At 41.6% G+C, this 24890-nt stretch carries 19 protein-coding genes and 1 riboswitch; of the genes, 15 read left to right on the forward strand and 4 right to left on the reverse strand.

The features are described from left to right. The first annotated feature begins 131 nt into the window (after positions 1 to 131). Positions 132 to 1001 (forward strand): SDR family oxidoreductase, encoded by an 870-nt coding sequence (locus tag AMR95_RS01345; RefSeq protein WP_058837349.1) that lies wholly within the window; start codon positions 132 to 134, stop codon positions 999 to 1001. A 293-nt stretch (positions 1002 to 1294) separates the two neighbouring features. Further along, on the forward strand, positions 1295 to 1717 hold the full coding sequence (locus tag AMR95_RS01350) for a pyridoxamine 5'-phosphate oxidase family protein (RefSeq protein ID WP_058837350.1): 423 nt from the start codon (positions 1295 to 1297) through the stop codon (positions 1715 to 1717). Positions 1718 to 2337: 620 nt separating this feature from the next. On the opposite strand, the gene AMR95_RS01360 is transcribed toward AMR95_RS01350, so the two are convergent. Together AMR95_RS01360 and AMR95_RS01365 are read right to left on the reverse strand one after the other, a co-directional pair. Beyond that, a complete protein-coding gene (locus tag AMR95_RS01360; RefSeq protein ID WP_058837352.1) occupies positions 2338 to 2520 on the reverse strand; it encodes a hypothetical protein in 183 nt (60 codons plus the stop codon). A gap of 13 nt (positions 2521 to 2533) precedes the next feature. After that, complete coding sequence (locus AMR95_RS01365) at positions 2534 to 2752, reverse strand: hypothetical protein (protein WP_058837353.1); 219 nt, start codon at positions 2750 to 2752, stop codon at positions 2534 to 2536. A 158-nt stretch (positions 2753 to 2910) separates the two neighbouring features. On the opposite strand from AMR95_RS01365, the gene AMR95_RS01370 reads away from it, so the two are divergent. After that, positions 2911 to 5160, forward strand: coding sequence for a hypothetical protein (locus tag AMR95_RS01370; protein ID WP_231746858.1), 2250 nt, complete (start codon positions 2911 to 2913; stop codon positions 5158 to 5160). Between the two features lie 229 nt (positions 5161 to 5389). On the opposite strand, the gene AMR95_RS01375 is transcribed toward AMR95_RS01370, so the two are convergent. Then, positions 5390 to 5686 (reverse strand): DUF3817 domain-containing protein, encoded by a 297-nt coding sequence (locus tag AMR95_RS01375; RefSeq protein ID WP_008347156.1) that lies wholly within the window; start codon positions 5684 to 5686, stop codon positions 5390 to 5392. A gap of 129 nt (positions 5687 to 5815) precedes the next feature. Beyond that, positions 5816 to 6490: a GntR family transcriptional regulator gene (locus tag AMR95_RS01380; RefSeq protein WP_039182989.1), complete on the reverse strand. Its 675-nt coding sequence runs from the start codon at positions 6488 to 6490 to the stop codon at positions 5816 to 5818. 154 nt (positions 6491 to 6644) lie between these two features. Here AMR95_RS01380 and AMR95_RS01385 point away from each other — a divergent pair, with 154 nt between their 5' ends. The 12 genes from AMR95_RS01385 (at position 6645) to AMR95_RS01440 (ending at position 24871) form a co-directional block, all read left to right on the forward strand. Then, positions 6645 to 7472, forward strand: a complete 828-nt coding sequence (locus tag AMR95_RS01385) for an AraC family ligand binding domain-containing protein (RefSeq protein WP_058837355.1) — start codon at positions 6645 to 6647, stop codon at positions 7470 to 7472. Beyond that, positions 7469 to 8401 carry a DMT family transporter gene (locus AMR95_RS01390; protein WP_058837356.1) on the forward strand — a complete coding sequence of 311 codons (933 nt, stop codon included), beginning with the start codon at positions 7469 to 7471 and terminating at the stop codon, positions 8399 to 8401. Before AMR95_RS01385 ends, AMR95_RS01390 begins: the two co-directional genes overlap by 4 nt. Before the next feature lie 97 nt (positions 8402 to 8498). Beyond that, entirely contained in the window at positions 8499 to 9554 is a 1056-nt protein-coding gene (locus AMR95_RS01395; RefSeq protein ID WP_058837357.1) for a tartrate dehydrogenase, read from the forward strand. A gap of 72 nt (positions 9555 to 9626) precedes the next feature. Further along, positions 9627 to 11813, forward strand: a complete 2187-nt coding sequence (locus AMR95_RS01400; protein WP_039176652.1) for a DNA topoisomerase III — start codon at positions 9627 to 9629, stop codon at positions 11811 to 11813. Positions 11814 to 12009: 196 nt separating this feature from the next. Then, positions 12010 to 13092 carry a glycosyl hydrolase family 8 gene (locus AMR95_RS01405; RefSeq protein WP_058837358.1) on the forward strand — a complete coding sequence of 361 codons (1083 nt, stop codon included), beginning with the start codon at positions 12010 to 12012 and terminating at the stop codon, positions 13090 to 13092. Next, positions 13073 to 13924, forward strand: a complete 852-nt coding sequence (locus AMR95_RS01410) for a GGDEF domain-containing protein (RefSeq protein WP_058837359.1) — start codon at positions 13073 to 13075, stop codon at positions 13922 to 13924. Before AMR95_RS01405 ends, AMR95_RS01410 begins: the two co-directional genes overlap by 20 nt. Then, positions 13914 to 15626: a DUF2334 domain-containing protein gene (locus AMR95_RS01415; RefSeq protein WP_058837360.1), complete on the forward strand. Its 1713-nt coding sequence runs from the start codon at positions 13914 to 13916 to the stop codon at positions 15624 to 15626. The genes AMR95_RS01410 and AMR95_RS01415 overlap by 11 nt, the downstream gene beginning before the upstream one ends. Positions 15627 to 15663: 37 nt before the next feature. Further along, positions 15664 to 16887: a glycosyltransferase family 2 protein gene (locus AMR95_RS01420; RefSeq protein WP_253293333.1), complete on the forward strand. Its 1224-nt coding sequence runs from the start codon at positions 15664 to 15666 to the stop codon at positions 16885 to 16887. Between the two features lie 4 nt (positions 16888 to 16891). Further along, positions 16892 to 18982 (forward strand): cellulose biosynthesis cyclic di-GMP-binding regulatory protein BcsB, encoded by a 2091-nt coding sequence (locus AMR95_RS01425; RefSeq protein WP_058837362.1) that lies wholly within the window; start codon positions 16892 to 16894, stop codon positions 18980 to 18982. A gap of 66 nt (positions 18983 to 19048) precedes the next feature. Next, positions 19049 to 19193: riboswitch (cyclic di-AMP (ydaO/yuaA leader) on the forward strand. A gap of 112 nt (positions 19194 to 19305) precedes the next feature. After that, positions 19306 to 21132 (forward strand): APC family permease, encoded by a 1827-nt coding sequence (locus tag AMR95_RS01430; RefSeq protein ID WP_039176669.1) that lies wholly within the window; start codon positions 19306 to 19308, stop codon positions 21130 to 21132. Between the two features lie 67 nt (positions 21133 to 21199). Then, on the forward strand, positions 21200 to 22921 hold the full coding sequence (locus tag AMR95_RS01435; RefSeq protein ID WP_058837363.1) for a pyruvate oxidase: 1722 nt from the start codon (positions 21200 to 21202) through the stop codon (positions 22919 to 22921). 192 nt (positions 22922 to 23113) lie between these two features. Continuing rightward, complete coding sequence (locus tag AMR95_RS01440) at positions 23114 to 24871, forward strand: T7SS effector LXG polymorphic toxin (RefSeq protein WP_082672186.1); 1758 nt, start codon at positions 23114 to 23116, stop codon at positions 24869 to 24871. Positions 24872 to 24890: the final 19 nt, after the last annotated feature.

Raw genomic sequence — 24890 nt, forward strand, 5'->3', positions numbered from 1 at the left:
CATGTAACCGATTTTTCTTCTCTTCAAACATGCTGATTTTCGGAACACATCTGTACAGCTTCATGATGTTTGAGTGGAAAAATGAGGTGGTAATGAAAGGATACATCAACAAATCAAGGAGGAGCTTACACATGGATTTACGTGAATATTTAACAAATGGCATTCCGCGCCAAACGCAGGATCAGCAGCCAGGCAGTGAAAGAGAAATGAATCCAGCGCCGATCTTTGAGGATGAATCATATCAAGGTTCTGGCAAGCTAAAAGGAAAAGTGGCACTGGTTACAGGCGGAGATAGTGGAATCGGACGGGCAGTATCTGTTGCCTATGCAAAAGAAGGAGCACATGTCGCCATTGTGTATTTAAATGAACATGAGGATGCAGAAGATACGCAAAAACGTGTAGAACAGGAAGGCGTCAAATGCTTAACGATTGCAGGAGATGTCGGTGACGAAGCCTTTTGCGAGAAAGCAGTAGAAAAAACAGTTGAAGCCTTCGGGCAATTAGATATTTTAGTAAATAATGCGGCTGAACAGCATCCGCAAGAACGTATTCAAGATATTTCAAGTGAACAGCTTCACCAAACCTTTAGAACCAACTTCTATTCCTATTTCTATTTTACGAAAAAGGCACTGGATTATTTAAAACCGGGAAGCTCCATTATTAACACAACATCAATTAACCCATATAGAGGTAACCCAGTGCTAATTGATTATACGGCGACAAAAGGAGCCATTAACGGCTTTACGCGTTCTATGGCACAATCGCTTGTGAAAGATGGGATTCGGGTAAACGGTGTAGCGCCAGGTCCAATTTGGACGCCGCTCATTCCATCTACATTTGATGAAGACAGCGTGGAAAGCTTCGGGGCAGAAACCCCGATGGGAAGACCAGGACAGCCTGTTGAGCATGTCGGCTGCTTTGTGCTGCTGGCTTCTGACGAATCGTCTTATATGACAGGACAGACACTTCACGTCAATGGCGGTTCTTTTATGAATACATGATCTACGCGGCACCGCCCAGCTTTGATTGGGCGGTGTTTTTAGTATTTCTTGCGATTTTTCTGCACAGATGTGACAGACCATACGATAATGCCCACAACAACTGCAGCAATGACAAGTGAACTCAAATGGAACAACGTTTCATGATGCATGTTCAACTTCTCCCTTCATTGAACCTGTTTTCTATAGCATCAGCCAGAAAGTATCTTTTTATGAAAAACACATTTCTTTGTTTAATGAATGGGCTGTCGTGGAAACCTACGAATACGGATGAAATTTTGAAGGAGTGAAACGATATGTATCAAGAAGAATTAAAACAAAAGGTATTAAACCTATTAGATGAACAAAAGGTCGGAACATTGGCGACTGTTGAACAGGATAAGCCGCATACTCGCTACATGACGTTTTTCCATGAAGGTCTAACGTTATATACACCAACGAGTAAAGAAACACATAAAGCAGATGAAATTGAAAAAAATCCGAATGTGCATATTCTCATTGGATATTCAGGCGAAGGATTCGGTGATACTTATGCAGAAATTGCAGGCACCGCAACATTAACCGATGATCCGGAATTGATCGACCGCCTTTGGTCTGATGAGATGGAGAAATGGTTTAAAGGAAAAGATGACCCGAATCTAGTGATTCTGAAGATTGACCCAACCTCCATTCGTTATATGAATGAAGGAAGCCGTACACCAGCAGAATTATCACTTTAACACTTGCGTAAGCAGGGGGAATGTGTTATAGTTTGATATTAAGTGTTGAAATAAGCAAATAAATAAAGAAAGTAAACTTTCTTTTTTCTATAACATAATGAGAAGCAATAGAGCTTCTACTTGATAAGAACGAGACGCTGTCAAAGCGAACAAACTTATTCTTTTCCTTCTGCACCCGCCCCCCTATATAAGCGGAAGAATGGAAAAAAGACGTTTTGATTTACAATTCACACTGGCGCGGCTTCGGAGCCGTAAGGACGAATGAGAGGTAGGGCTTTCGTTGTCTTGTTATCCAGAACTTCCATGGCGTTTACTTTCAAACGTAGGTTCACTCGGAACACATATGACACACTGATATGATCGAATCTTAATTCATACACTCCGTAACGGAGATTAAACATTGATTATTTATTTGCATGAAAAGAGTAAGCAACAGGCTGCCATCTATTTGGCAGCCTTTTTCATTTGGTCAAACAAGAGGACCCCAAAACCAACGAGCCCAAGAAAAGGGAAGATGAAGATACAAACCAATCGCATAGCGTCCGCTCCAAAAGGGTTCGATACTAGCAGCAGACCGATGAATGCACAGATGATCAGAGTGAATAAAGCGGGCTTCATGATCATTTTCTTTGCCCTTTCTTCTGATACTGCCAAATCCGTTCAATAAAAAAGAACATCACTGCAAACAAGATAGAAAACATGAACATATCCAGCAGTGTCACGCCTCGATTTGGGTGAACAAGACCAAACCAAACGAATTGCAGAACAAAAGAGATCGCAAAATATAGAATTAATTTTTTCATCTTTTTCCTCTTTTCACTTATTTTTTTGACCCTTAAGCCACATCAGCCAAATGATGAAAGAACCAATCACACATGAGAGCAAAGTGCTAGGCGGCAAGGTGTGCCAGCTAGTCAGCCCCTTTACAAAACACATATAAAAAAAGAAAATGGAAATGGATACGAGTACCCATTGCTTGAGCCAGCGAGGGACACGCAGCCACGCCGCTAGAATGATTGATGATAGCTTATCCAATGAGAGAACTCCTTTTTTGAATCTGATTGGATTTTATCGTAAACAACAAAGTTTGTAAAATATGGATTTCAAAGGCTTTGATGGTATTCTTCTAGCGTGAAACATTTTCGCTGTACTGACGTATAAGTGAAAGGAACCTCATGAAAGGAAGCGATCAAGTGAAAAGAATACCAGTCATCTTCCTCAGATATATTGTCTTCTTTATTCCAGCAATCATTCTTAGTTTCTTGGTGTGGAACCATTACCAAGATGATTTGTCAGCAGGGAAAGTAACAGAGAATAACGTCAAAGGAATGTTCACATTTGATGAAGGCAAACGAGTGGTGAGTGCTGTATCAAAAGACCAGCAGCTCCATTTTGCAATGGTTGATCCTCAATCAGGGAAAAGAATGAGTGAATGGACCACAGAAAGTGATTCGTTTAATGAAATGCTGCCATCCATTCAAGGAAACAATCTCTTGCTTGCTTTAAAGAATAAAGACGGGCAGCTGATGATTGAGAAATTAACACCAAGCGGAGAAAAGAAAGAGCTCGTTCAAAATAACCTGCAGATTCCCTCATTTTTAAAAACGAATACATACCAATGGAATGGACGGCTCGTATTTACAGGAGAAATGGACGGTGCCGCTGCAGTCATCGGTGAGCTAAAGAACGGTCAGTTTCATGTGCACAATCTGAACGAGCTAAAGTTGCCGGCAAGGCCTGTCTCCATGGATGTTGTCATGAATTCCTTTAGAGGGCAGACGCCGATTCCTATATTTGAAGTAGCCTTGAAAAATGATCAAAAGGCTTATGTCAGCGGCATTTCAAACGAGAAGCATCAGCTTGGGGTTTATGTCTCCAAAAACGCTGAACCGTTTAGCCTCATTGACGATAAAGTGGAGAAGCAGCTGGAGAAAACAATCGGGACATCACAAAACTTTGCAGTTGCTGTCGAATCTAACTATCCAAAAAGGGCAAGGAAAGTGAATGCAGAAGGAAGGCTTGGGGAAGTCGTTCCAACGCCAAAGCCAATATACCAAACGTATGTGTACCAGCTTAATGAGGAAGAAGTGCTGATTGCAGGCTCTACAGCAAAGGATGAAGCAAAAGGTAAGCTGACGGGTTATATTTATAACCATCGCACGAATAAGGCGGTGTCTGCTAGCAAGCTGTTTCAATCATTGTCTTATGAATCTTTACAAAAAGAAGGGATCTCTTTCAATAAAAATGTGAAGAGCGATTGGCTCTATTATTCATTTGACAATCAATTAACGGGTGCATTTGAGACGAAAAGCAAAGAGCTAAAGGAATTTCCTTTGCAAAAGGTCATCTCAATTGAAAACGCCAGTCCAGCCCACCAAACGTCTGTTGATACCTTTATGCAATATGTAATGAAGGGCGGACCGCTCATTCTTAACTGGGCGATATGGATCTTGATCCCGCTGTTATTATTTGTACTAGCGATCTTCCTGCCGCCGATTTTGAGACTGGTGAGAAGAAACAAGATAAAGGACAGTGTCACATTACAAGCCTATATTGTGTCCGTGAAAGAAACGGGCACCTATATCAACGAACAGCCAGTTGTCAGCATGCGGCTTCAATTTGAATATGAAGGGCAAAGTATAGAAAAGACGGTTAAAACGGTTGTATCCTACATCCAGATACCACAGCCAGGCCAGTCTATTGTCATTCACTATGATCCGAAGAAGCAAAAGGCAATGCTTTTAAAAGAGGGTGACTTCTCGCAGCCAAGTGAGCCAAAGTTCATCAAAGGCGCTGTTTTAAGAAATATAGAATCATATGGAACCGTAGGACGGGGCACCGTCTTATCACTCACATTTGAATTAGATCAGAAAACGTATATCATTCCGATGATTCAAGCCGCTGGTTTTGAATTTAGAACAGGAGAAAAAGCCGATCTCGTCGACATCAATGGCCAGCTGAAAATGGCTGCCTATGGCTATGAAGTTCGGAATCGATCGGGGAAAGATATGACGTTAACTGGAACCATCCAGCGTGTGAAGCAATATCCAATTGCCATCCATGAACAAAAGCCTATTCAGCTGGATGTGACAGTGTCAAACGGAGATCAGTCCATTACCAAAACGGTCAGCCAGTTTATCCCTGATCATATGCAGGTCGCAGTGGGCACTCAAATCACGATCCAGACAAAGAAAGAAGAGCTGGATAGAGAAATGAGCCTTATGCAAGAGAAACAAGGAAGTGCAAAAGTGACCAATGTCGAATTTGCTGGCGTCATCGGCAATCTGCCGTTAGCAATCATTCAAGTTGAGAGAAATGGCATGATGTATGAAGTGAAACAGCCAATCGATCCAATCACCAGTGTCTTGCCTGGTGATGAATTATGGGTGGCATATCACGATATGACGCGTCAAGCAGCCATTGTGAAATATGCATCAATATAAAAAAGCGTTCCTTTTAGGAACGCTTCAGCGTGTAGACAAACCCTCGCATTCGTTGTCAGGTCTGCGCTTCGGTGCTCACGAATGTCAAATTTGCTCCGCAAAGGTAGCCGTCCTTCCTAGACTGCAAAGGTTTTCTATCACGCTGAAAAGAAGACAAAGGGCTAAAATCAAAATCATTTTAGCCCTTTGTCAACAATCTGAAGCGTTCCTTTAAGGAACGCTTTTTCTATTAAGCTTTTGTATCATATTGGCGGAGCACCTTATCGTAGGCGAAATTGCCGAAAGGAATGAATGCCGCAAAAAAACCGGCGATGGACCATTTCAAATGCCAGCGAACTTTAAATGTCACATATGCCAAAATGAGCATATAGATGACAAACAATGCGCCGTGAAGAGAGCCTACAATGGTGACTGCCATCGGAATATCCGCAAAATATTTTAGAGGCATGGCAATTAAAAGAAGGGTTAAAAGAGACATACCCTCAATAAAACCCGCCTGTCGCAGACGGCTAATACTTGTATGCATATACAAATCCTCCTGTATAAAAGCTAGTTTCTCATCTTCTAATATAAACGAAAGATCGTCTGGACATGCTGAAATCTACGAAAAATTCAAAATATGTTCATGGATTGCTTAAAAAATGGGAAAAGTCCTTTACTGTTTGTTTGTTTCAGAGAGTACTTGCTTTAAGTGCATCACATCATGTAATAAATGCTCAGTCATTGCTTGAACCGCTTCTGTGGAGCGGCGCTTTTTTATTTCAGAATAGATCGCTGCATGCTCTCTTTGAATGGTTTCAGCACGAGCTCCGCCGCTAAAATGGAAAATGCGGCAATAGTGAATGAGTGCATTCACGTGATTCAATTGTTTGGATAAACGGTCATTGTGACTCGCCAAAATGATTTTTTGATGAAAGGATTCATGTAACTGGACGATCTCTTTAGATGGCAGCTCCTGCTTGATCGCTTCGTCCGCCTCCGTGAGAACCTGCTCAATTTCATCCATTTCTCTTTGCGTGGCTTCCTTACAGGCAAGCTCAACAGCAAGTGTTTCTAAGGCCACCCGAATTTGATAGAGCTCCTCGACATCTTTTTCTGTTAACGTATAGACTGAATAGCCTGATCGATGATCCGCGATTAAAAGCTCGTCTTTTTCTAACAGCCTCATCGCCTCTCTTACAGGTGAACGGCTTACGCCAAATTGCTTGGCAAGCTGTGTTTCATTGATGCGCTCTCCTGGCTGAAACTGGCCATCAAAAATCATTTGCTTCAGCTGTTCATAAAATTGCATGTGATACGGTGTTGGTCTTTCCATCTCGAATGAATTCATCCCATCATTCCCTCTTTTGTACATCATCTTTTGTCTCATGTTATCCAAGTTTTTCCCTCTAGGCAAGCCTGCATCGAAAAGTCAATATCGTACAATCCAAGAGAAAAAGGGTGTGCTACACTAATGATGAGTTCAGTGAAAAGAGGGGATCGACATGAGAACATTAGAGGAACGAACAGTCCATTTTGACCAGGACTTGCAAATAGAGGCGTATCGCTTTCATGCCATCATCAAAAAGTTCCCAAAACATTTTCATACATACTATGTGATTGGATTTATTGAAGGCGGTCAAAGACGTATGTTCTGCCAAAATCAAGAATACATCATTGGAAAAGGAGATATCCTTCTTTTCAATCCGTACGATAATCACGGATGTGAACAATTTGATCACAAGCCGCTAGATTATCGCAGCTTAAATATTGAACCAGAGTTGCTGGAGAAGATCTTTCAGCACAAGCCGCATTTTAAAGCCCCTGTGGTTTCACAAAGTGAACTAGCAAAGCAATTATATGATCTTCATCAAATGATCACAGAAGAAGCTCCTGCTTTGAATAAACAGGAAGCCTTTTACTTTTTGATGAAGCAGTTGATCGAAACCTATTCTGATATACCAGAGGAAAAAGCATCAGCAGCCAATGCCAATGCCAATGAACAAAAAGTCCAAGACGTACAGCAATATATTGAAACACATCTCACGGAAAATATATCGTTAGATGACTTAGGTGAGCTCGTGTCCATGAACAAATATTCATTGCTGCGTGCTTTTACAAAGTTCAGAGGAATTACGCCGTATCGTTATTTACAGACAATCAGGGTGAACTATGCGAAGGAACTACTCGCCCAAGGAATGAAGCCAATAGATGTAGCTGCTGCCGCTGGATTTTCTGATCAAAGTCATTTGACTCATTTCTTTTCGGAATTTATTGGGCTTACGCCAGGGCAGTATCAGCAAATTTTTGAAAAGCAGGTAACAGCAAAATGAAAAATAAACAGCTTCTTGGTCATCTAGCAGCCATGTTCACCATTTTTTTATGGGGATCTACCTTTATATCAACCAAAATATTATTAACGGCTTTTTCTCCAACAGAGATTTTATTTTTTCGTTTTTTCCTTGGGTACCTTACCCTGATGATCATTTATCCAGTCACCATGAAGGTACAGCGTAGAAAGCATGAAGGGATGTTTGCGCTCGCAGGGTTATGCGGTGTGGTCTTATACTATTTTTTGGAAAATGTTGCACTTACCTATACGTTCGCTTCGAATGCAGGTGTCATCAGCTCCGTTGTCCCATTTTTCTCTTTTCTATTGTCTTATTTTTTATTAAAAGATGAGCCGCTGCACAGCCGCTTTTTTATAGGCTTTTTCATCGCGATGATAGGAATTGTACTGATTAGCTTTAATGGGATGACGACGTTCCAATTGAATCCGCTCGGTGATGCTTTAGCATTTATGGCTACCATCGTCTGGGCATTTTATTCCATTTTATCGAAAATGATCAATCAATATGGCTACCATATTATTCAGGTGACAAGACGTGTCTTCTTTTACGGGCTGCTATGGATGATTCCGCTGATCTGGCATTTTAAGATTCGTTTAGACTGGGAGCGGTTCACGAATCCATCGTTTGCCTTCCACTTGCTGTTTTTAGGCGTCTTTGCATCAGCTATTTGTTTTCTGACATGGAGCTTTTCCGTGAAGACGATCGGTGTGGTGAAATCAAGTGTGTATATTTATGGAGTGCCCATTATCACGATGATCATTTCAATGATCGTTCTTCACGAGAGTCTGACCTTCATGTCGGCACTAGGAACGGTACTGACCTTAGGAGGTTTGCTGCTTTCAGATAAAAAAGGTGCGGGAAGAAAGAAACAGAAGTCCCCGATACTGGTGCAGGATAAAAAGGCGCTTTGATCAAAAAGCGTCTTTTGTCCATTGTAAGAACAGGCACTCTTTAGTAAACTCAAATTAAACGGTCGACGGTCGACCGATGACAAAGGGGGAAAAATCAATGAAGCATGTTTCAATTGCAGCGATACCAGGAGACGGAGTTGGAAAGGAAGTTGTGCCTGAAGCCATCCGAGTTTTGAAAGCGATATCAGAGGTGCATGGCGGTCTGTCTTTCACCTTTCAGGATTTTCCGTGGAGCTGTGAATATTATTTAGAGCATGGCGAAATGATGCCAAAGGATGGATTGGAACAACTAAAAGCCTTTGACAGCATTTTCTTAGGGGCCGTCGGAGATGCCAATTTAGTGCCGGATCATGTATCACTTTGGGGATTGCTCATTAAAATTAGACGTGAATTTGAGCAGGTGATCAACGTTAGACCTGCAAAACAGCTGAGCGGAATTCGCTCACCGCTTGCTCAGCCAAAGGATTTCGATCTTCTTGTTGTAAGAGAAAACGGTGAAGGTGAATATAGTGAAATTGGGGGCCGTATCTATCAAGGAGAAGATCAGCTTGCCATTCAAAATGCTGTTTTCTCCAGAAAAGGGACAGAGCGAGCCATGCGTTTTGCCTTTCAATTAGCAAAAAAGAGAAGAAAGCATGTGACAAGTGCAACCAAATCGAATGGAATCGTTCATACAATGCCATTTTGGGATGAAGTGTTTCAAGACGTAGCAAAGAATTATCCAGAGGTGACAGCAGACTCACAGCACATTGATGCACTCTCAGCCTTCTTTGTGACAAGACCTGAGAAATTTGATGTGATTGTCGCCAGTAATTTATTTGGTGATATTTTAACTGATCTTGGAGCTGCCATTATGGGAAGTATTGGCGTGGCGCCTGCCGCCAACATCAATGTGAATGGCAAATATCCGTCTATGTTTGAGCCTGTACACGGATCAGCCCCAGACATTGCAGGAAAAGGGATTGCCAACCCAATCGGTCAAATTTGGACGGCTAAACTCATGCTTGATCATTTCGGAGAAGAAGAACTGGGCACACACCTCCTCGAAATCATCGAGTCAGTCACAGCAGACGGCTTTTTAACAGCAGACATCGGCGGAGCCTATCAAACACAAGAAATCACCAACGAAATCATCAAGCGCTTGAAGAAATAATCCGTCATTAGAACCGCATCTCCACGTCTGCTATAATAAAAGGATGGATAGAAGAAAGAGATGTGAAATCTAGTGTCAAAAACAGTTGTATTAGCAGAGAAACCTTCAGTAGGACGTGACTTAGCACGTGTACTGAAGTGTCATAAAAAAGGAAATGGTTTTTTAGAAGGAGATCAATACATTGTGACGTGGGCTCTTGGCCATTTGGTCACACTGGCTGATCCAGAAGGCTACGGAAAAGAATTTCAATCCTGGCGTTTAGAGGATTTGCCGATCATTCCAGAGCCGCTCAAGCTTGTCGTCATGAAAAAGACAGGCAAACAATTTCAAGCAGTGAAAGCGCAGCTTGCAAGAAAAGATGTAAAAGACATTGTCATCGCAACAGATGCTGGACGTGAAGGGGAGCTAGTCGCAAGATGGATTCTTGAAAAAGCGCATGTGAAAAAGCCACTGAAACGACTATGGATCTCATCTGTTACGGACAAAGCCATCCAAGAAGGCTTCAAACGATTAAAAGATGGCAGAGAATATGATAATCTGTATCGCTCGGCTGTTGCACGTGCAGAGGCAGACTGGATTGTAGGGATCAACGCAACAAGAGCGCTGACGACCAAGTTCAATGCACAGCTTTCCTGCGGACGGGTACAAACACCAACGATTGCCATGATCGCCAAACGAGAAGAAGACATTCAGCAATTTCAGCCGAAGCCGTTCTATGGAATGACTGCACAAGTAGATGGGCTTACGTTGACATGGCAGGATGCCAAAACAAAGCAAAACCGCACATTCCAAGAGAATGTCATAAAAGAGCGTTTGGCAGGCTGCAAAGGAAAACCAGCAGTGATCGATGCATTGAAAAAAACAGCGAAAAAAGCTTTTGCTCCAGGGCTGTATGACCTGACTGAATTGCAGCGTGATGCACATAAACGCTACGGCTTCTCAGCAAAAGAAACCTTGTCTACGCTTCAGCGATTGTATGAGCAGCATAAGCTTGTGACATATCCGCGTACAGATTCAAGATTTATTTCAGCGGATATCGTTCCTACATTAAAAGATCGTTTAAAAGGAATGAACGTCAGACCGTACGCACAGCATGTGAACCGCATTTTACAATCAGGCGTGAAAGCGCACAAAGGCTTCGTCAACGATGCAAAAGTGTCAGATCACCATGCGATCATTCCAACCGAGGAAGAGCTGTATCCTGGTGCACTAAGTGATAAAGAGCGTAAATTATATGATCTTATTGCCAAACGATTCCTTGCTGTACTGATGAATCCTTTTGAATACGAGGAAACAACGGTGATTGCCAAGATAGGCAGTGAAACGTTCACGGCAAAAGGAAAAACCGTACAATCAGCCGGCTGGAAAGCCGTGTATGATGATTCCTATGAAGACGAGGAATCAGCCGAAGCAGATCAGCATCTGCCGCTGCTCTCAGAAGGGCAGTCACTTGAAGTACGCCAGCTGAAAGAAACAAATGGAGAAACGAAACCTCCTGCCCGTTTTAATGAAGCAACTCTGCTATCTGCTATGGAGAACCCAGCGGCATTTATGCAAAATCAGGAAAAGGACTTAGTGAAAACCCTCGGTGAAACAGGCGGACTAGGAACAGTGGCCACAAGAGCCGATATCATTGAAAAACTGTTCAACAGCTTCTTAATCGAGAAAAAGGGCAAAGACATTTTCATCACATCGAAAGGGAAACAGCTGCTTTCCTTAGTGCCTGAAGACTTAAAGTCTCCTGCGTTAACAGCGGAATGGGAACAAAAGCTTTCTAAAATCGCAAAAGGACAGCTGAAGGCTTCTCAATTCATGAGTGAAATGAAGTCCTATGCAAAACAAGCCGTATCTGAAATCAAACAAACGAATCAAACCTTTAAGCATGACAATGTCACTGGCACCCATTGTCCTGACTGCGGAAAACTTATGCTGAAAGTGAACGGAAAACATGGCACAATGCTCGTGTGCCAAGACCGAGAATGCGGCCACCGTAAAAATGTAGCGAAGAAAACAAACGCACGCTGCCCGAACTGTCATAAAAAGCTCGAGCTGCGCGGAGAAGGTGATGGCAAAATCTTTGCTTGTGTGTGCGGCCATAGAGAAAAACTGTCTGTTTTCGAAAAACGCAAATCACAATCCAATCAAAAGAAAGCCAGTAAGCACGATGTGTCAAAATATATGAAGAAACAAAAGAAAGTGGAAGAACCAATCAATAACGCACTGGCTGAGCAATTAAAGAAATTAAAATTAGATCAATAGTAGTATATAAACCCATGCTGAAATGCATGGGTTTTTCTGTGCAATCAAGTATATCGGCATATGGTTTTTCTGAAAATGGGAATATGTATGCAAAAAGACTCGTAATTTGGTATAAAATATTTATTTAAATTTTAACAAAAACACTCTATAATAAATCGTTGGATGCTAAGAGAACGGGAGTTGAAAGGGGACACGAATGGTTACAGCCATACATCGCACGGCTATTGTTTTACTCATTGTTTTTTTATTAGGCGGATGTACCTGGGAACAGCAGAAGGAATCAGCTGATCCAGTATCTCCACAGCCTGTATTGCCTGGAGAATATTTTATCACTCATCACCTCATGACAGATCAAGGCATGATTCGCACTTCATTAGCAGAGCAGCACATCTACTTATCTGAGTCGCTTGGACTTTGGATGGATTATCTTGTTCGAAAAAAAGATCAAAATTCTTTTGACCAACAATTTGGTGTCCTGCAAGATGAATTTTTACTAGATGATCACCTTCTCAGCTGGCAAATCGAATCTGATCAAAAAAGTAAAGCCAATGCTCTAGTTGATGACTTACGGGTAGTGGCGGCACTTCAAAAGGCAGATCGTTTATGGAAGAATGCAGCGTATCAAACCACAGCAAAAGAAATCGCACAAGCGTTAAAAGACAAGAATATGTATAGAGGCATCTTGTCCGATTATTATGATGCGTCAACAAACCGAACTTCACACACAATCACACTCTCATATTTAGACCCAAAAGCAATCAAAGAATTGGAATCCCTCAAAATATTCACGAAACAAATGACGAGTAACCAATTGACCATTCTAAAACAAGCACCGAGAAAAAAAGGATTCTTTCCTAAATCCTATGATATAAAGAAAAAAGCCTATTCATTTGATCGAGAAATCAATATGATTGATCAACTCTATACGGCTCTACATGCCGATCGTGCAAAGGTGAGTACGTCTGCGATCATGAAATGGCTGAAAACGACTTTTAAAAAAGAAGGAAAGCTGTACGGTAGATATAAACTGAGCACATTGCAGCCATCGGTGACGTATGAATCGCCTTCTGTATATGCACTGGTCATCTTGTATGCTCTTAAACGAAACGAACCGGAATTCGCAAAAGAGGTTTATGACCGCATGAAAGAATTACAAATTCAAGATCCTCTCAAGGATTATTATGGAGGATACATGAACGAAAAAGACACACACTCATTTGACAACTTATTGCCTCTCATTGCAGAAAGGGAGCTTTTTAATGAATCGGTTATTCAGTAATACGTATCGTTTATATTATTCTCTGCTCCTCACGTTTGCAGGTCTTATTTTGTTTATGAGCTACCTTGGCTTGCATGATGCAGAGAGCTTTTTGATGATCACACTGACTTTTGTCGTGTTAGGATGCGGGATTTTATTTGGCATCTTACCAGCATTAATTTTTACCTTGCTGATGTTGTTCTTTATTGGAAGTACTATGTTCTTTACAGAGCTTGGTCACACAAATCCTTTCTTTTCCAATCGAACATTGCAGGATGTGGTGGTATGGGGCGTAGCCCTTCTCTTTTTCGCGATTTCAGCAGGAAGCTTGCATGAGCGGATCAAGACGATGCGTCACACCATTGAACAACAAAAGCAGGCGATGAAACAATTTGTGGCGATTGACTCGACAACTGGATTTGACAATGCAGATCGGATGAAGCTGGAATTATCCGAGGAAATGAAACGGGCAGAACGTTACAAACAGCCATTCGTTTTTATCCTTCTTCATATCCATTATGCAGCGGAATTCAAATCGTTATATGGAGAAAAAGAAATGCAGCACCTATTTCAGCAATTAAGTATCAAGATTCGCGAAAGTGTCAGAGAAACGGATAAGAAATTTCGATTATCCGAAGAAAGAATAGGCTTGCTGCTTACTCACACACCAGAAGAGAATGTCTCTGTCGTCCTTGAGAAGCTAAAAGATAAATTGCAAAAGCATGTGCTGTTAAACGGTCGTGAAGTCACCCTGACTTTTCATGTCTGTCATTTAACAAGCAGTTCGGATTATCGTACGCCAGAGCAATTTTTAGAAGAACTAGAAAAAGAGATGATGATGAATGAACTTTAATTCTTTGATGAAATGCTGTTTGCTGCTTGCTCTTTTTTTGATTCTTTCTTTTAAATACATGGCTTCAGCCGACGCACTTGCCAAGCCAGATACCCTGATCGTTTATTCGACAGAATCGGGGGAAGCGACACCAGCAGTGCATATGCTGGATCTACTCGCCGGACATTTTTCCAAACAGCTGACGATTGTATCTGATGAACATTTGGCTGAAAAGAAGATCAGTGAATTTCAGCAAGTCATCTACCTAGGGGAAATAAAGAGAACCTTACCGAAGCAGACCGTTCGTATGATGAATGAAGCACAGAAGGTAATAGCCATTGGATACAATGCGGAACAGCTTCGCCCATTCTCCAATCTTACTTTTCACAAACAAGATCACACGAGTCAAATCAAATATACAGATGATCAATCTTACCGTCAGCTAGAGAAAAGTATCAGTGCGTTAACGGTTCAAGGGGCCGACTTGCAAAGTGAATTTTTATTGAAGAAGCATGAAGCTGATCTTCCATTTGTGATCCAAACAAAGGAAGGTGCCGACTATATTGGAATTTTAAATGTCGTGCAGCAGAACGAGCTGCTTGCAGAAGTGCTGGAAAAACGCCTGTCTTCTTCTCATCAGCTGACCACAAAGTACTTAAGGTTTGGGAACATCAGTCCTGTCTCTGACGAGAAGAAGCTGCTTGAGCTTGGACAATACGTATCCACTCGGCATATTCCGTTTCTGTTAGCGGTAACCCCTGTATGGGTGGATCGAACAACAGGTGATGAAGTGACACTGAGTGACCGCCCGCAGCTCGTAAAAGTGTTAAAACAATTGCAAAGCAATGGAGCCAGCATCATTCTTCATGGATTTAGCCGTACGTACCGAACGGAGGATTCTGGTCAGGACTTTGAGTTCTGGGATGCAAAGAATGATCAGTCCATTACATCAAATGACCCAAAAAAAGCCGAGAAGAAGCAAAGTGAAAGCCATTTTTCGAATGAAAAAGACTTCCATGCTTATACGAGATCGAATCAGCAGCAAGAAATCATCTATACAGAAGAAAAAATCACAAAGGGCATTGACCTTCTTGCGCAGCAAGGTCTATATCCACTGGCATTCGAAGTACCGCGTGATGCCATATCCCAACAAGGCTACGAAGTGATATCTAGGCATATGTCCAGTCTGTTTGGACAGGTACAGTTGTCGGATCATACGTGGAAAACAGCCGGTGCTCCGCCGCTGGTGACGAAGCCCGCTATGCTTCACGGCATGACCTTATATCCTCAGCAATCAGTAGAGCCAGCATCTGACCAAGAAGGTTCAAATATTTTAACAGAGCAAAAGATTCAATCCATCCAGCATCTTCAATCAGCCGCAATCGGGCTGTCCTATGATGTGGAATCAGGAATAGATGGACTGCAAAATCTGATGACGCAGATGGATGCAATTCCTTCTAGTGAATGGCTGGATTTAAAGAAAACAAAACAGACGGTCCAAACATCACATGTGCAGATCAAAACATCAGGGAATGGACATATTCAAGTAGAACAATCCAATAGAGCAGAAACCAAAACAGTCAAACGAAGCGGCATGGAAAATATGCTGCGAATTCTCACAGTCGTGGTGATGCTGTTTATTGCGGCATTTGCTTTTTACACATTGTATTTAAGACTGACAATGAAAAAACGAATTTTTAAGGAGAGAAAATTAGGTGGCTGATGTCTTATTTTATCTTTCATTAATATTGATTTGGATCATGCTCCTATACCACATGTTTCTCATGCAGGGCGGCTTTCAGCACTACCTGACATACGAAAAAGTGCTGCCTGAATGGACGAAACAGGGGAAAGAGCTGCCGACCGTCAGCATTCTAATTCCTGCTCATAATGAAGAAGTTGTCATCCGACAAACGCTAAAAGCAATGGTCCAGCTATCCTACCCTAAACATCTCCTTGAAATCATTGTGATTAATGACAATTCCTCTGATGGCACAGGGGACATCGTGAGGTCATTCAGTGAGCAATATGATCATGTCCATATGATTGAAACAAAGCCGCCATTTGCCGGAAAGGGAAAATCCACTGCATTGAATGAAGGCTTAAAGGCTTCAACAGGAGAAGTCATCTGCGTATACGATGCAGATAACATGCCTGAACAAAAGGCTGTCTATCACTTGGTTCTTGGTTTATTGAACGACCCAAAGGCAGGCGCTGTTGTCGGGAAATTCAGGGTCATCAATGCAGCCAAAAATCTCCTGACCAAATTTATTAATATTGAGACCATCTGCTTCCAATGGATGGCGCAGGGCGGAAGATGGAAGTGGTTTGGCATTGCGACAATACCAGGCACCAACTTCGCCATCCGCCGGCACATTTTAGAAGAACTTGGCGGCTGGGATGTTCATGCGCTGGCTGAGGACACCGAATTAACGATTCGTGTCTATAACCTTGGCTATGTCATTCGATTTTTCCCGGCAGCGATCACTTGGGAACAAGAGCCTGAGACGTGGAAAGTCTGGTGGCGGCAAAGAACACGCTGGGCACGAGGCAATCAATATGTTGTACTCAAATTTTTAAAGCAGTTTATGAAGCTGAAACGAAAACGAATGATTTTCGATTTGTTTTATTTCTTCTTTACGTATTTCTTATTTTTCTTCGGTGTCCTGCTCTCAAATGGGATCTTTATCGTGAACCTATTTGTTGACCTTCACTTATCTGTAGGAGCTGTTGCACTGATCCTGTGGGGATTGGCCTTCTTCCTCTTTCTAACAGAAGTGATGATTACATTAAGCATTGAGAAAACAGAGCTCACCAAACAAAATATACTCATTGTGGCGCTCATGTACTTCACTTATTCTCAAGTATGGATTGCGCTAGTCGTGTACTCTTTATTTGTAGAGACAAAGAGCCGTTTATTCAAACAAGAAGTAAAATGGTACAAAACCGAGCGTTACGATCAACAACAAAAGAAAAGCGGGTGACAAATTGAAATCGGTAAAATGGATGATTTTTATATTGGTGATATCCCTTGCCATTCAGCCTTTTTTCATGGCGGGGCAAGCACTGGCGCAATCAAATCGAGTACAAGTGAAAGATGACTGGATTCGCTCATCAAAAGGAAGTCAAACAGAAACGCAAGCATTATCAGAAGATGTAGTGACCTTGTATGGACAAGAAGACCGCACTGAATTTTCCTATCAAATAGAGAAAGAAAAAGTAGAGTCTAGCACCCTTACATTGAATATAGAGGCATCACCATTACTCATTTCGCCATCATCGTTCACAGTCATGATTGATGGAGAGATTGAAAAGACCATTCCCGTATCAGGGAAAAACCAAAAGAAATCGATTCAAATCAAATTGAACAAATCGCAATTGAAAAAAGGTTCTCATCGGATTCAGCTCGCATTTTATGGCGTGTTAAAAGAAGGTGTGTGTATCAACCAAGAGACACCTGCCAATTGGCTGAAAGTATATCCTGAAAGTGAGCTGGATTTCAAAGGAACTCAAACGACAGACGTGACGTTAGACAGCTTCCCTTCACCTTTCATTCAAACAGGTGATCAGAAAGAACAAACAGATATTGTGATTCCAAATTCACCGGAAGCAGCTGAATTAGAAGCGGCTGTGAAAGTATACCGTACGTTGAAAAACAAAGACCGCCAAGCAGACCTCAAAATCGTCCAAGAAAAGGACCTCAAGCAAATCGCGCATCCAACGATTGCTGTTGGAGCGAAAGGAAATTGGGAGGGACGAGTGAAATCGATCGAGCAAGCTGCGAAAATGAAAACAGCAAGCAACCAGCTTACGTTAGCAGTGAGAACACTGACTGGGAAGAAAAAAGAACAGCCCATTTTATTTGTCACTGCTGAACAGCCAAAGACAATTGCTGAAAAAATCAATGTCCTGACTCAACCAGAACTGACCGATCAGCTCACTGGGACAGATTTGCTGCTTCAAAAGGTTACTGCTAAAGCATCAAAACCATCTCATCAAATTCGTTTAAAAGATTTTGGTGGTGATGATGTAACGGTTGGAACCAAAAAGACGGCCTCGGATCATTACTATTATCCGAAAGCATTGATCGCTAATCAAAAATCTGGTGCAAAGTTAAATCTATCATTTAAAAAAACTGATACAGCGAACAAAGCGGAACGCTTAACAGTCATGATTAATAATGAACCACACGATGTACCGTTAACAAAACTAGGAAACAAAGATGAGAATGGATTCTATCATGTGTCAATTCCAGTAGATTCACAAGTGCTCCAAAAGAATGAATATATTGATTTGCAATTTGTCACTACAGGCTTTAAAAACATGGAGTCCTGCAGACATACGGATGAAGAAAGCTGGATTTACATTGATAAGAATAGCTCTCTTCAAATACCAGAAGGGACAGCTAGTGATACACCGGATTTAGCTGCATGGCCGCTTCCTTTCACATCAAAAACACAGCAAGGAAAAACATTGATCATCATGCCAAATCAAATCAAGCAAGAAACGATCAATCAAATGGCGATGCTGACAGAATCATTTAGTCAGCCGGAAGCTGCTCAATATCAATTGATCAAAGCTTCAAATGTGACAAATGATCAATTGAAAAATCACTCTCTTATTTTCATCGGGGGCATTCAAACGTTCTCTCTTTTAAAAGAAAAAGCAGACGATCTCATCGTTCCAGTGACAAAGGATCAGTATGATGTATCCTCCTTTGATATGATCAACGAAACGACTGCTCGTATTGTATGGACGCAGCCATCTGTATGGAATAAAGAACAAACAATGACCGTCTTTTCAGGAATGAAAGCAGCTGACGCTGATCTTTCACATGAAGTGCTTCATTTCCTGCAAACAAATACGGAAACGGCAACAGTTGCCATCGAGAGCAAAAACAAAGACATGTTCTCTAATTATCAAACGGTCAGCAGCACAACAAATGATCTCAAAAAAGGTGAAAAGCAAGGCGTCGGTGATTCTTGGATTTATTTTGCATGTATCGCTGTGCTAATTATTTTTGTGGTCGGAATGATTATTTATTTCGTACGAAAAAACCGCAAAAAGACTGATAGATAAACGATCAAAAGACCTTGAAAAAATGTCTTTACTTTGGTGTCAAACGGGAGTATGATCTCTTTTATAAAAGACCAATCGCTGAATCATTTCGATGAGCGGGGGAACCATTAGTGGTGCAGGACACCACGTGGGGTGAATCCTTTTTAGGTAGGGCAAAGTCTCATGCGCCCGAATCCGTCAGCTAACCTCGTAAGCGTTAAAGAGAGCAAAGACCAACCTGTGATCTAAACAATAGACGCAGGGGCATTCTATTGCCTCTGTGTCTTTTTGGCGATCCATCTTTTGTAACTTAAATCGTTTGACACTAAAGGAGCGGGCATCACATGTACAGTTTGATGAAGCGTATTTTAATTGGGAAACCATTAAAATCACAGGCAGCAGGAGAACAAAAACTATCAAAAATCAAAGCGTTGGCATTATTGTCATCAGACGCATTGTCATCCGTTGCATACGGTACAGAACAAATCTTGATTGTTCTTTCAGTCGTTAGTGCAGCAGCATTTTGGTACTCACTCCCGATTGCAGGTTGTGTATTAATTCTTTTAATGGCGTTAATTCTATCTTACCGCCAGATTATTTATGCTTATCCAGAAGGCGGGGGGGCCTATGTCGTCTCTAGCCGAAACTTAGGTGAAAAGCCAGGACTGATCGCTGGCGGATCATTGCTTGTAGATTATATTTTGACTGTAGCAGTGAGCATATCAGCGGGTACCGATGCCATCACATCAGCTTTTCCGGCACTATATCCATATCATGTGCTGATTTCAATTGTATTGGTCATCTTGATTATGGTGCTCAACCTTCGTGGATTGACAGAATCAGCATCTATTTTGGCTTATCCCGTATACTTGTTTGTCATATCACTCCTTATATTAATTGGAGTCGGGGGCTTTAAATTATTAACAGGAGGCGTTCCTCCAGCACCTGAGCATACTGCAATAGGTACACACGTACCTGGCATTACATTATTTCTTTTATTAAAAGCATTTTCGTCTGGCTGTTCTGCACTGACTGGAGTAGAAGCCATTTCAAATACCATTCCATCCTTTAAAAAACCAGCTGCACAAAATGCAGCGAGAACATTATTGATGATGGGTGGCTTACTAGCTGTATTATTTGTTGGCGTGACATTGCTTGCGTTTGGTTTTGGCATCTCACCAAAGCCAGAAGAAACAGTTGTATCACAAATTGCATCAGATACATTTGGACGTACATTTTTCTATTATGTCATTCAGGCTGTCACAGCTTTAATCTTGATATTAGCGGCAAACACCGGCTTCTCCGCCTTTCCTTTATTGGCGGTCAACTTAGCAAAGGATAAATATATGCCGCGCATGTTTACAGTAAGAGGGGATCGTCTCGGTTACTCTAATGGCATTATCTTTTTAGGTGTAGCTTCCATGCTGCTCATTTGGTTGTTTGATGGGAAAACGGAACACCTTATCCCGCTATATGCTGTCGGTGTATTTATTCCATTTACCTTGTCACAGACAGGTATGTGTGTGAAATGGATTCGTGAAAAACCGCAGGGCTGGAAAACGAAAATGCCTATTAATATAGTCGGAGCACTGATTTCCTTCACGGTTCTCATGATTCTTATTTTGACCAAGTTTCATCTTGTATGGCCAGTATTTGTTTTCATGCCAATTGTGCTATTCATCTTTCATTCCATTAAAAAGCATTACTTGTCTGTCGGAGAACAACTGCGTTTAATGAATGAAGCAGAGCCTGTTGAGATTAAAGGGAATGTGGTCATTGTGCCAATTGCCGGTGTAACACGTGTCGTTGAGCAATCTGTTCAATATGCAAAATCCTTATCAGAGCAAGTCATAGCAGTTCATGTATCCTTTGATAAAGAAAAAGATAAGAAAATTGAAGCGGATTGGGAAAAACTGAACAGCGGTGTGCGGCTTGTGATGCTGCATTCGTCTTATCGAAGCCTTATTCATCCGCTCGATAAATTCCTTGAAACGGTTGAGGCAAAAGCAAATGCGCATCAATATAAAGTGATGGTGCTCGTACCTCAATTTATCCCGAAAAAAAGATGGCACACGATCTTGCATAACCAATCTGCCTTCTTATTAAGATTCCGTCTGTTATGGAAGCGGGATATAGTGGTCGCCACCCTTCCATATCATTTTAAAAAGTAGCAGCAAGTTGAAACGTTTGATCAAAAGGGTGCGGTGGTATGGAGTAAGAAAAAAGGAGTTTTCTCACATGCCGCAAAGAACCGCAGGAAAAGAAGTAACAGCGCTACTGGAAGAGTGGGGCGTAAAACATATTTATGGAATGCCCGGCGACAGCATAAACGAATTGATTGAAGAGCTTAGGCATGAATCAAGCCAAATACAATTTATACAAACGAGACATGAAGAAGTGGCGGCACTTTCAGCGGCGACTGATGCCAAACTAACAGGTAAGCTCGGTGTCTGCTTATCCATCGCTGGACCGGGTGCTGTCCACTTATTAAATGGACTATACGATGCAAAAGCAGATGGCGCACCCGTTTTAGCAATTGCAGGGCAGGTTGCGTCAACTGAAGTAGGGAGAGACGCCTTTCAAGAAATCAAATTAGAGCGGATGTTTGACGACGTTGCTGTCTTTAATCAGCAGGTACAAACAGCAGAAGCTCTGCCTGATTTATTGAATCAAGCCATTAAAGCAGCTTATACTCACAAAGGTGTGGCAGTTCTCACTGTATCGGATGACTTATTTTCTCAAAAAATTAAGCGCAAGCCTGTTTATACATCTCCTCTTTATGTTGAGGGAGAAGTACGGCCAAAGAAAGATCAACTGCTAAAGGCAGCACAGCTAATTAACAATGCGAAGAAGCCAGTCATCTTAGCAGGTAAAGGATTACGAAATGCAAAAGAAGAGCTTCTTTCATTTGCAGAAAAGGCTGCTGCGCCTATTGTCATCACACTTCCTGCAAAAGGTGTTGTGCCAGACAGGCACCCATATTTTTTAGGAAACCTAGGTCAAATCGGAACGAAGCCAGCATATGAAGCGATGGAAGAGTGTGATCTCTTAATTATGCTTGGAACTTCCTTTCCATATAGAGACTACTTACCAGAAGACACAGCTGCCATTCAACTGGATATTAAACCAGATCAAATCGGTAAAAGATATCCGGTAGACGTAGGTATCGTGAGTGACAGCAAGAGTGGTTTGCATGAACTGACCTCCTACATTGAATATAAAGAGCAGCGTGGTTTCCTTGAAGCTTGTACTGAGCATATGATGAAATGGCGAGAAGAAATGGATAAGGAAAAATCCGTTGCCACATCACCGCTTAAACCTCAGCAAGTCATTGCTAGGTTAGAAGAAGCAGTCGAAGACGACGCTATTCTTTCTGTTGATGTAGGGAATGTGACCGTATGGATGGCTCGCCATTTTGAAATGAAACAGCAAGATTTCATCATCTCCAGCTGGCTTGCCACAATGGGTTGTGGTTTGCCTGGTGCTATCTCTGCTAAGTTAAATGAACCGAATCGCCAAGCGATTGCTGTCTGTGGCGATGGTGGCTTCACAATGGTCATGCAAGACTTTGTGACAGCGGTAAAATATAAACTGCCAATCGTTGTTGTGATTTTAAACAACAACAACCTTGGAATGATTGAATATGAACAACAAGTAAAAGGAAACATCAATTATGGTATAGAGCTGGAAGATATTGATTTTGCTAAGTTTGCAGAAGCATGTGGCGGCAAAGGAATCTCCGTGTCATCACATGAAGAACTAGCTCCAGCCTTTGATACAGCTCTTCAATCAGATAAACCTGTCATTATTGATGTTGCTGTCACCAATGAACCGCCGTTACCTGGAAAAATTACGTACACACAAGCAGCCGGTTTTAGTAAGTATTTACTGAAAAAATTCTTCGAAAAAGGCGAGCTGGATATCCCTCCACTCAAGAAAAGTTTAAAACGCTTTTTCTAAACAAAACGTAGTCGGTCCTCTCAAAAGAGGACTGACTTTTTTGTGATGAAAGGAAAAACATTTCAATTATCACTTGTTTTATTTCCTCTATAAATATATGGAAATTATTTTTGTAACTTAAAGCCTATTTTTCCAATTCGCTGAGAAAGGTAAAATAGACTTTATGATCAATAATGGAGGGAGTGACTTCTTCTGGGGAAGATACTTGATGCAAAAGCACTAACCAGTGCCATGGACACAAGGGCAAAACACTATCAGGAACTCCGCGAACAAATGGTAGATTTAAAAAAGGCATTACAAGGTGTTGCCAACCTCGGTGATGATTTTACTGGGAAAGGTGCCGATAACATTAAAAGCTTTTATAAAGAACTAGCGGGTAATGTTGACATGTTTATCAATTTTATTGATAAGCAAAAAGCCTTTCATGAAGGTGTTTCTGGAACACTGGATGATACGAGCTTTGGCGGCGATACCTTTGTAGAGGAACACTTTTTAGACAACGCAGTACATATGGGCATCAAGAATGCCAAAAGCATTGTAAAGGATCAAAAAAAGGCACTCAAAACGATTTTTCAAGACATTGATGATCTCATTTCTCTAGAAGTATTTGATAGTCAAACCTTTGATGAAAAAATAGAAGATGCGGAAGATGAACGAAAAAAGACAGTCAAAGATTTAAGAGAGCTTGATCAAAATTTAAAAGATGAATATGCTTTGTCAGAGACAGAGCAGCAAGCTACAATGGCATTGTACGCTGAAATGATGAATGCGACAAATGATGGAAAAGCGATTTCGCCTATGAATTTTGACAAGAAAGCGTATCACAATAGCGAAATCTACAAGGCAAAAAGCGATATTGAAAAGCAAACTTCTGAATATCTGAAAATCAAAAAAGAACAAGAAGAAGCCCGAGAGATCGCAAAAGAACAAGAAGCCCTCGCCAACCGTCCTTGGTATGAAAAAGCGCTCGATTACGGTGGAAATATCGTCAATGAACTGACAGGTGTGAACGATGCAAAACGTGCCGCAACAGGTGTTGATCCGATCACAGGCGAGGAACTCACCGCAGGTCAGCGAGTCGCGGCAGGAGGCATGGCAGCAGCCGGTTACATCCCAATCGTTGGCTGGGCAGGACGCATTTTCAAAGGCGGAAAGGCTGTCTATAAAACCACCCAAGCCACATCAGCCGCAGTCAGAGCAGTCGACATCTACAAGACATCACAAAAATCCTTTGACGCCCTGAAAACATCTCAAAAAGGTTTATATGGTCTCACCGCAACCAACGGCTTCAGCGAAGCAATCACAGGCCGCGATATGTTTGGAAATAAGGTCTCGAAAGAACAGCAGGAAGCAAGTATGAATGCGGCTCTGGGGATGCTTTTGCCGTTCGGAGTGAAAGGGTTTCATGGTAAGATGGGAGTTAAGAGTTCGGGTAATGTAAAGCATTTAGAAAATGCACCTAGAATAAAAGAAATTGAAGTTAATTTTAAAAGAAATGTTAAGCATGATTCTGAAGAGTTCGCAAGACAATTAAAAGACCAAGAAAAAGGTATGAATGAGTTAACGGTTGACGAGTATCTGAAAAATAGAGATAGATATATTGCTGAAGGAAGAGCGATAGAAGGAAATGCAGCTCAAAAAATGGCTAGACAAGAAGCACTTAAAGATAAAATTGCTGAACTACGAAAACAAGGACTTTCCAGAGCAACTGCGACAAAGCAAGCAACGGAATGGCTGGAAACAAAAGCAGCACTGCATAATCCAGATCAAATAGCTGGAGGAAGAGCAGACATTATTGGAGGTTTAGGGGACAAAAAAGTAAACTCCTCGATAGGTTCACAATGGAAATATAGAATTGATGTTGCTGATGAGCAAATTAGGGGAATTGCTAAGAATATGTCACCAGAACAGTTAAAGAATACTTACTTAAATGTGAAATTAACTCAATAATTAAAGGAGGGTATTTTAA

Origin of the sequence: Bacillus sp. G1(2015b), from assembly GCF_001482475.1 — a bacterium.
GTDB lineage: Bacteria > Bacillota > Bacilli > Bacillales > Bacillaceae > Bacillus > Bacillus safensis.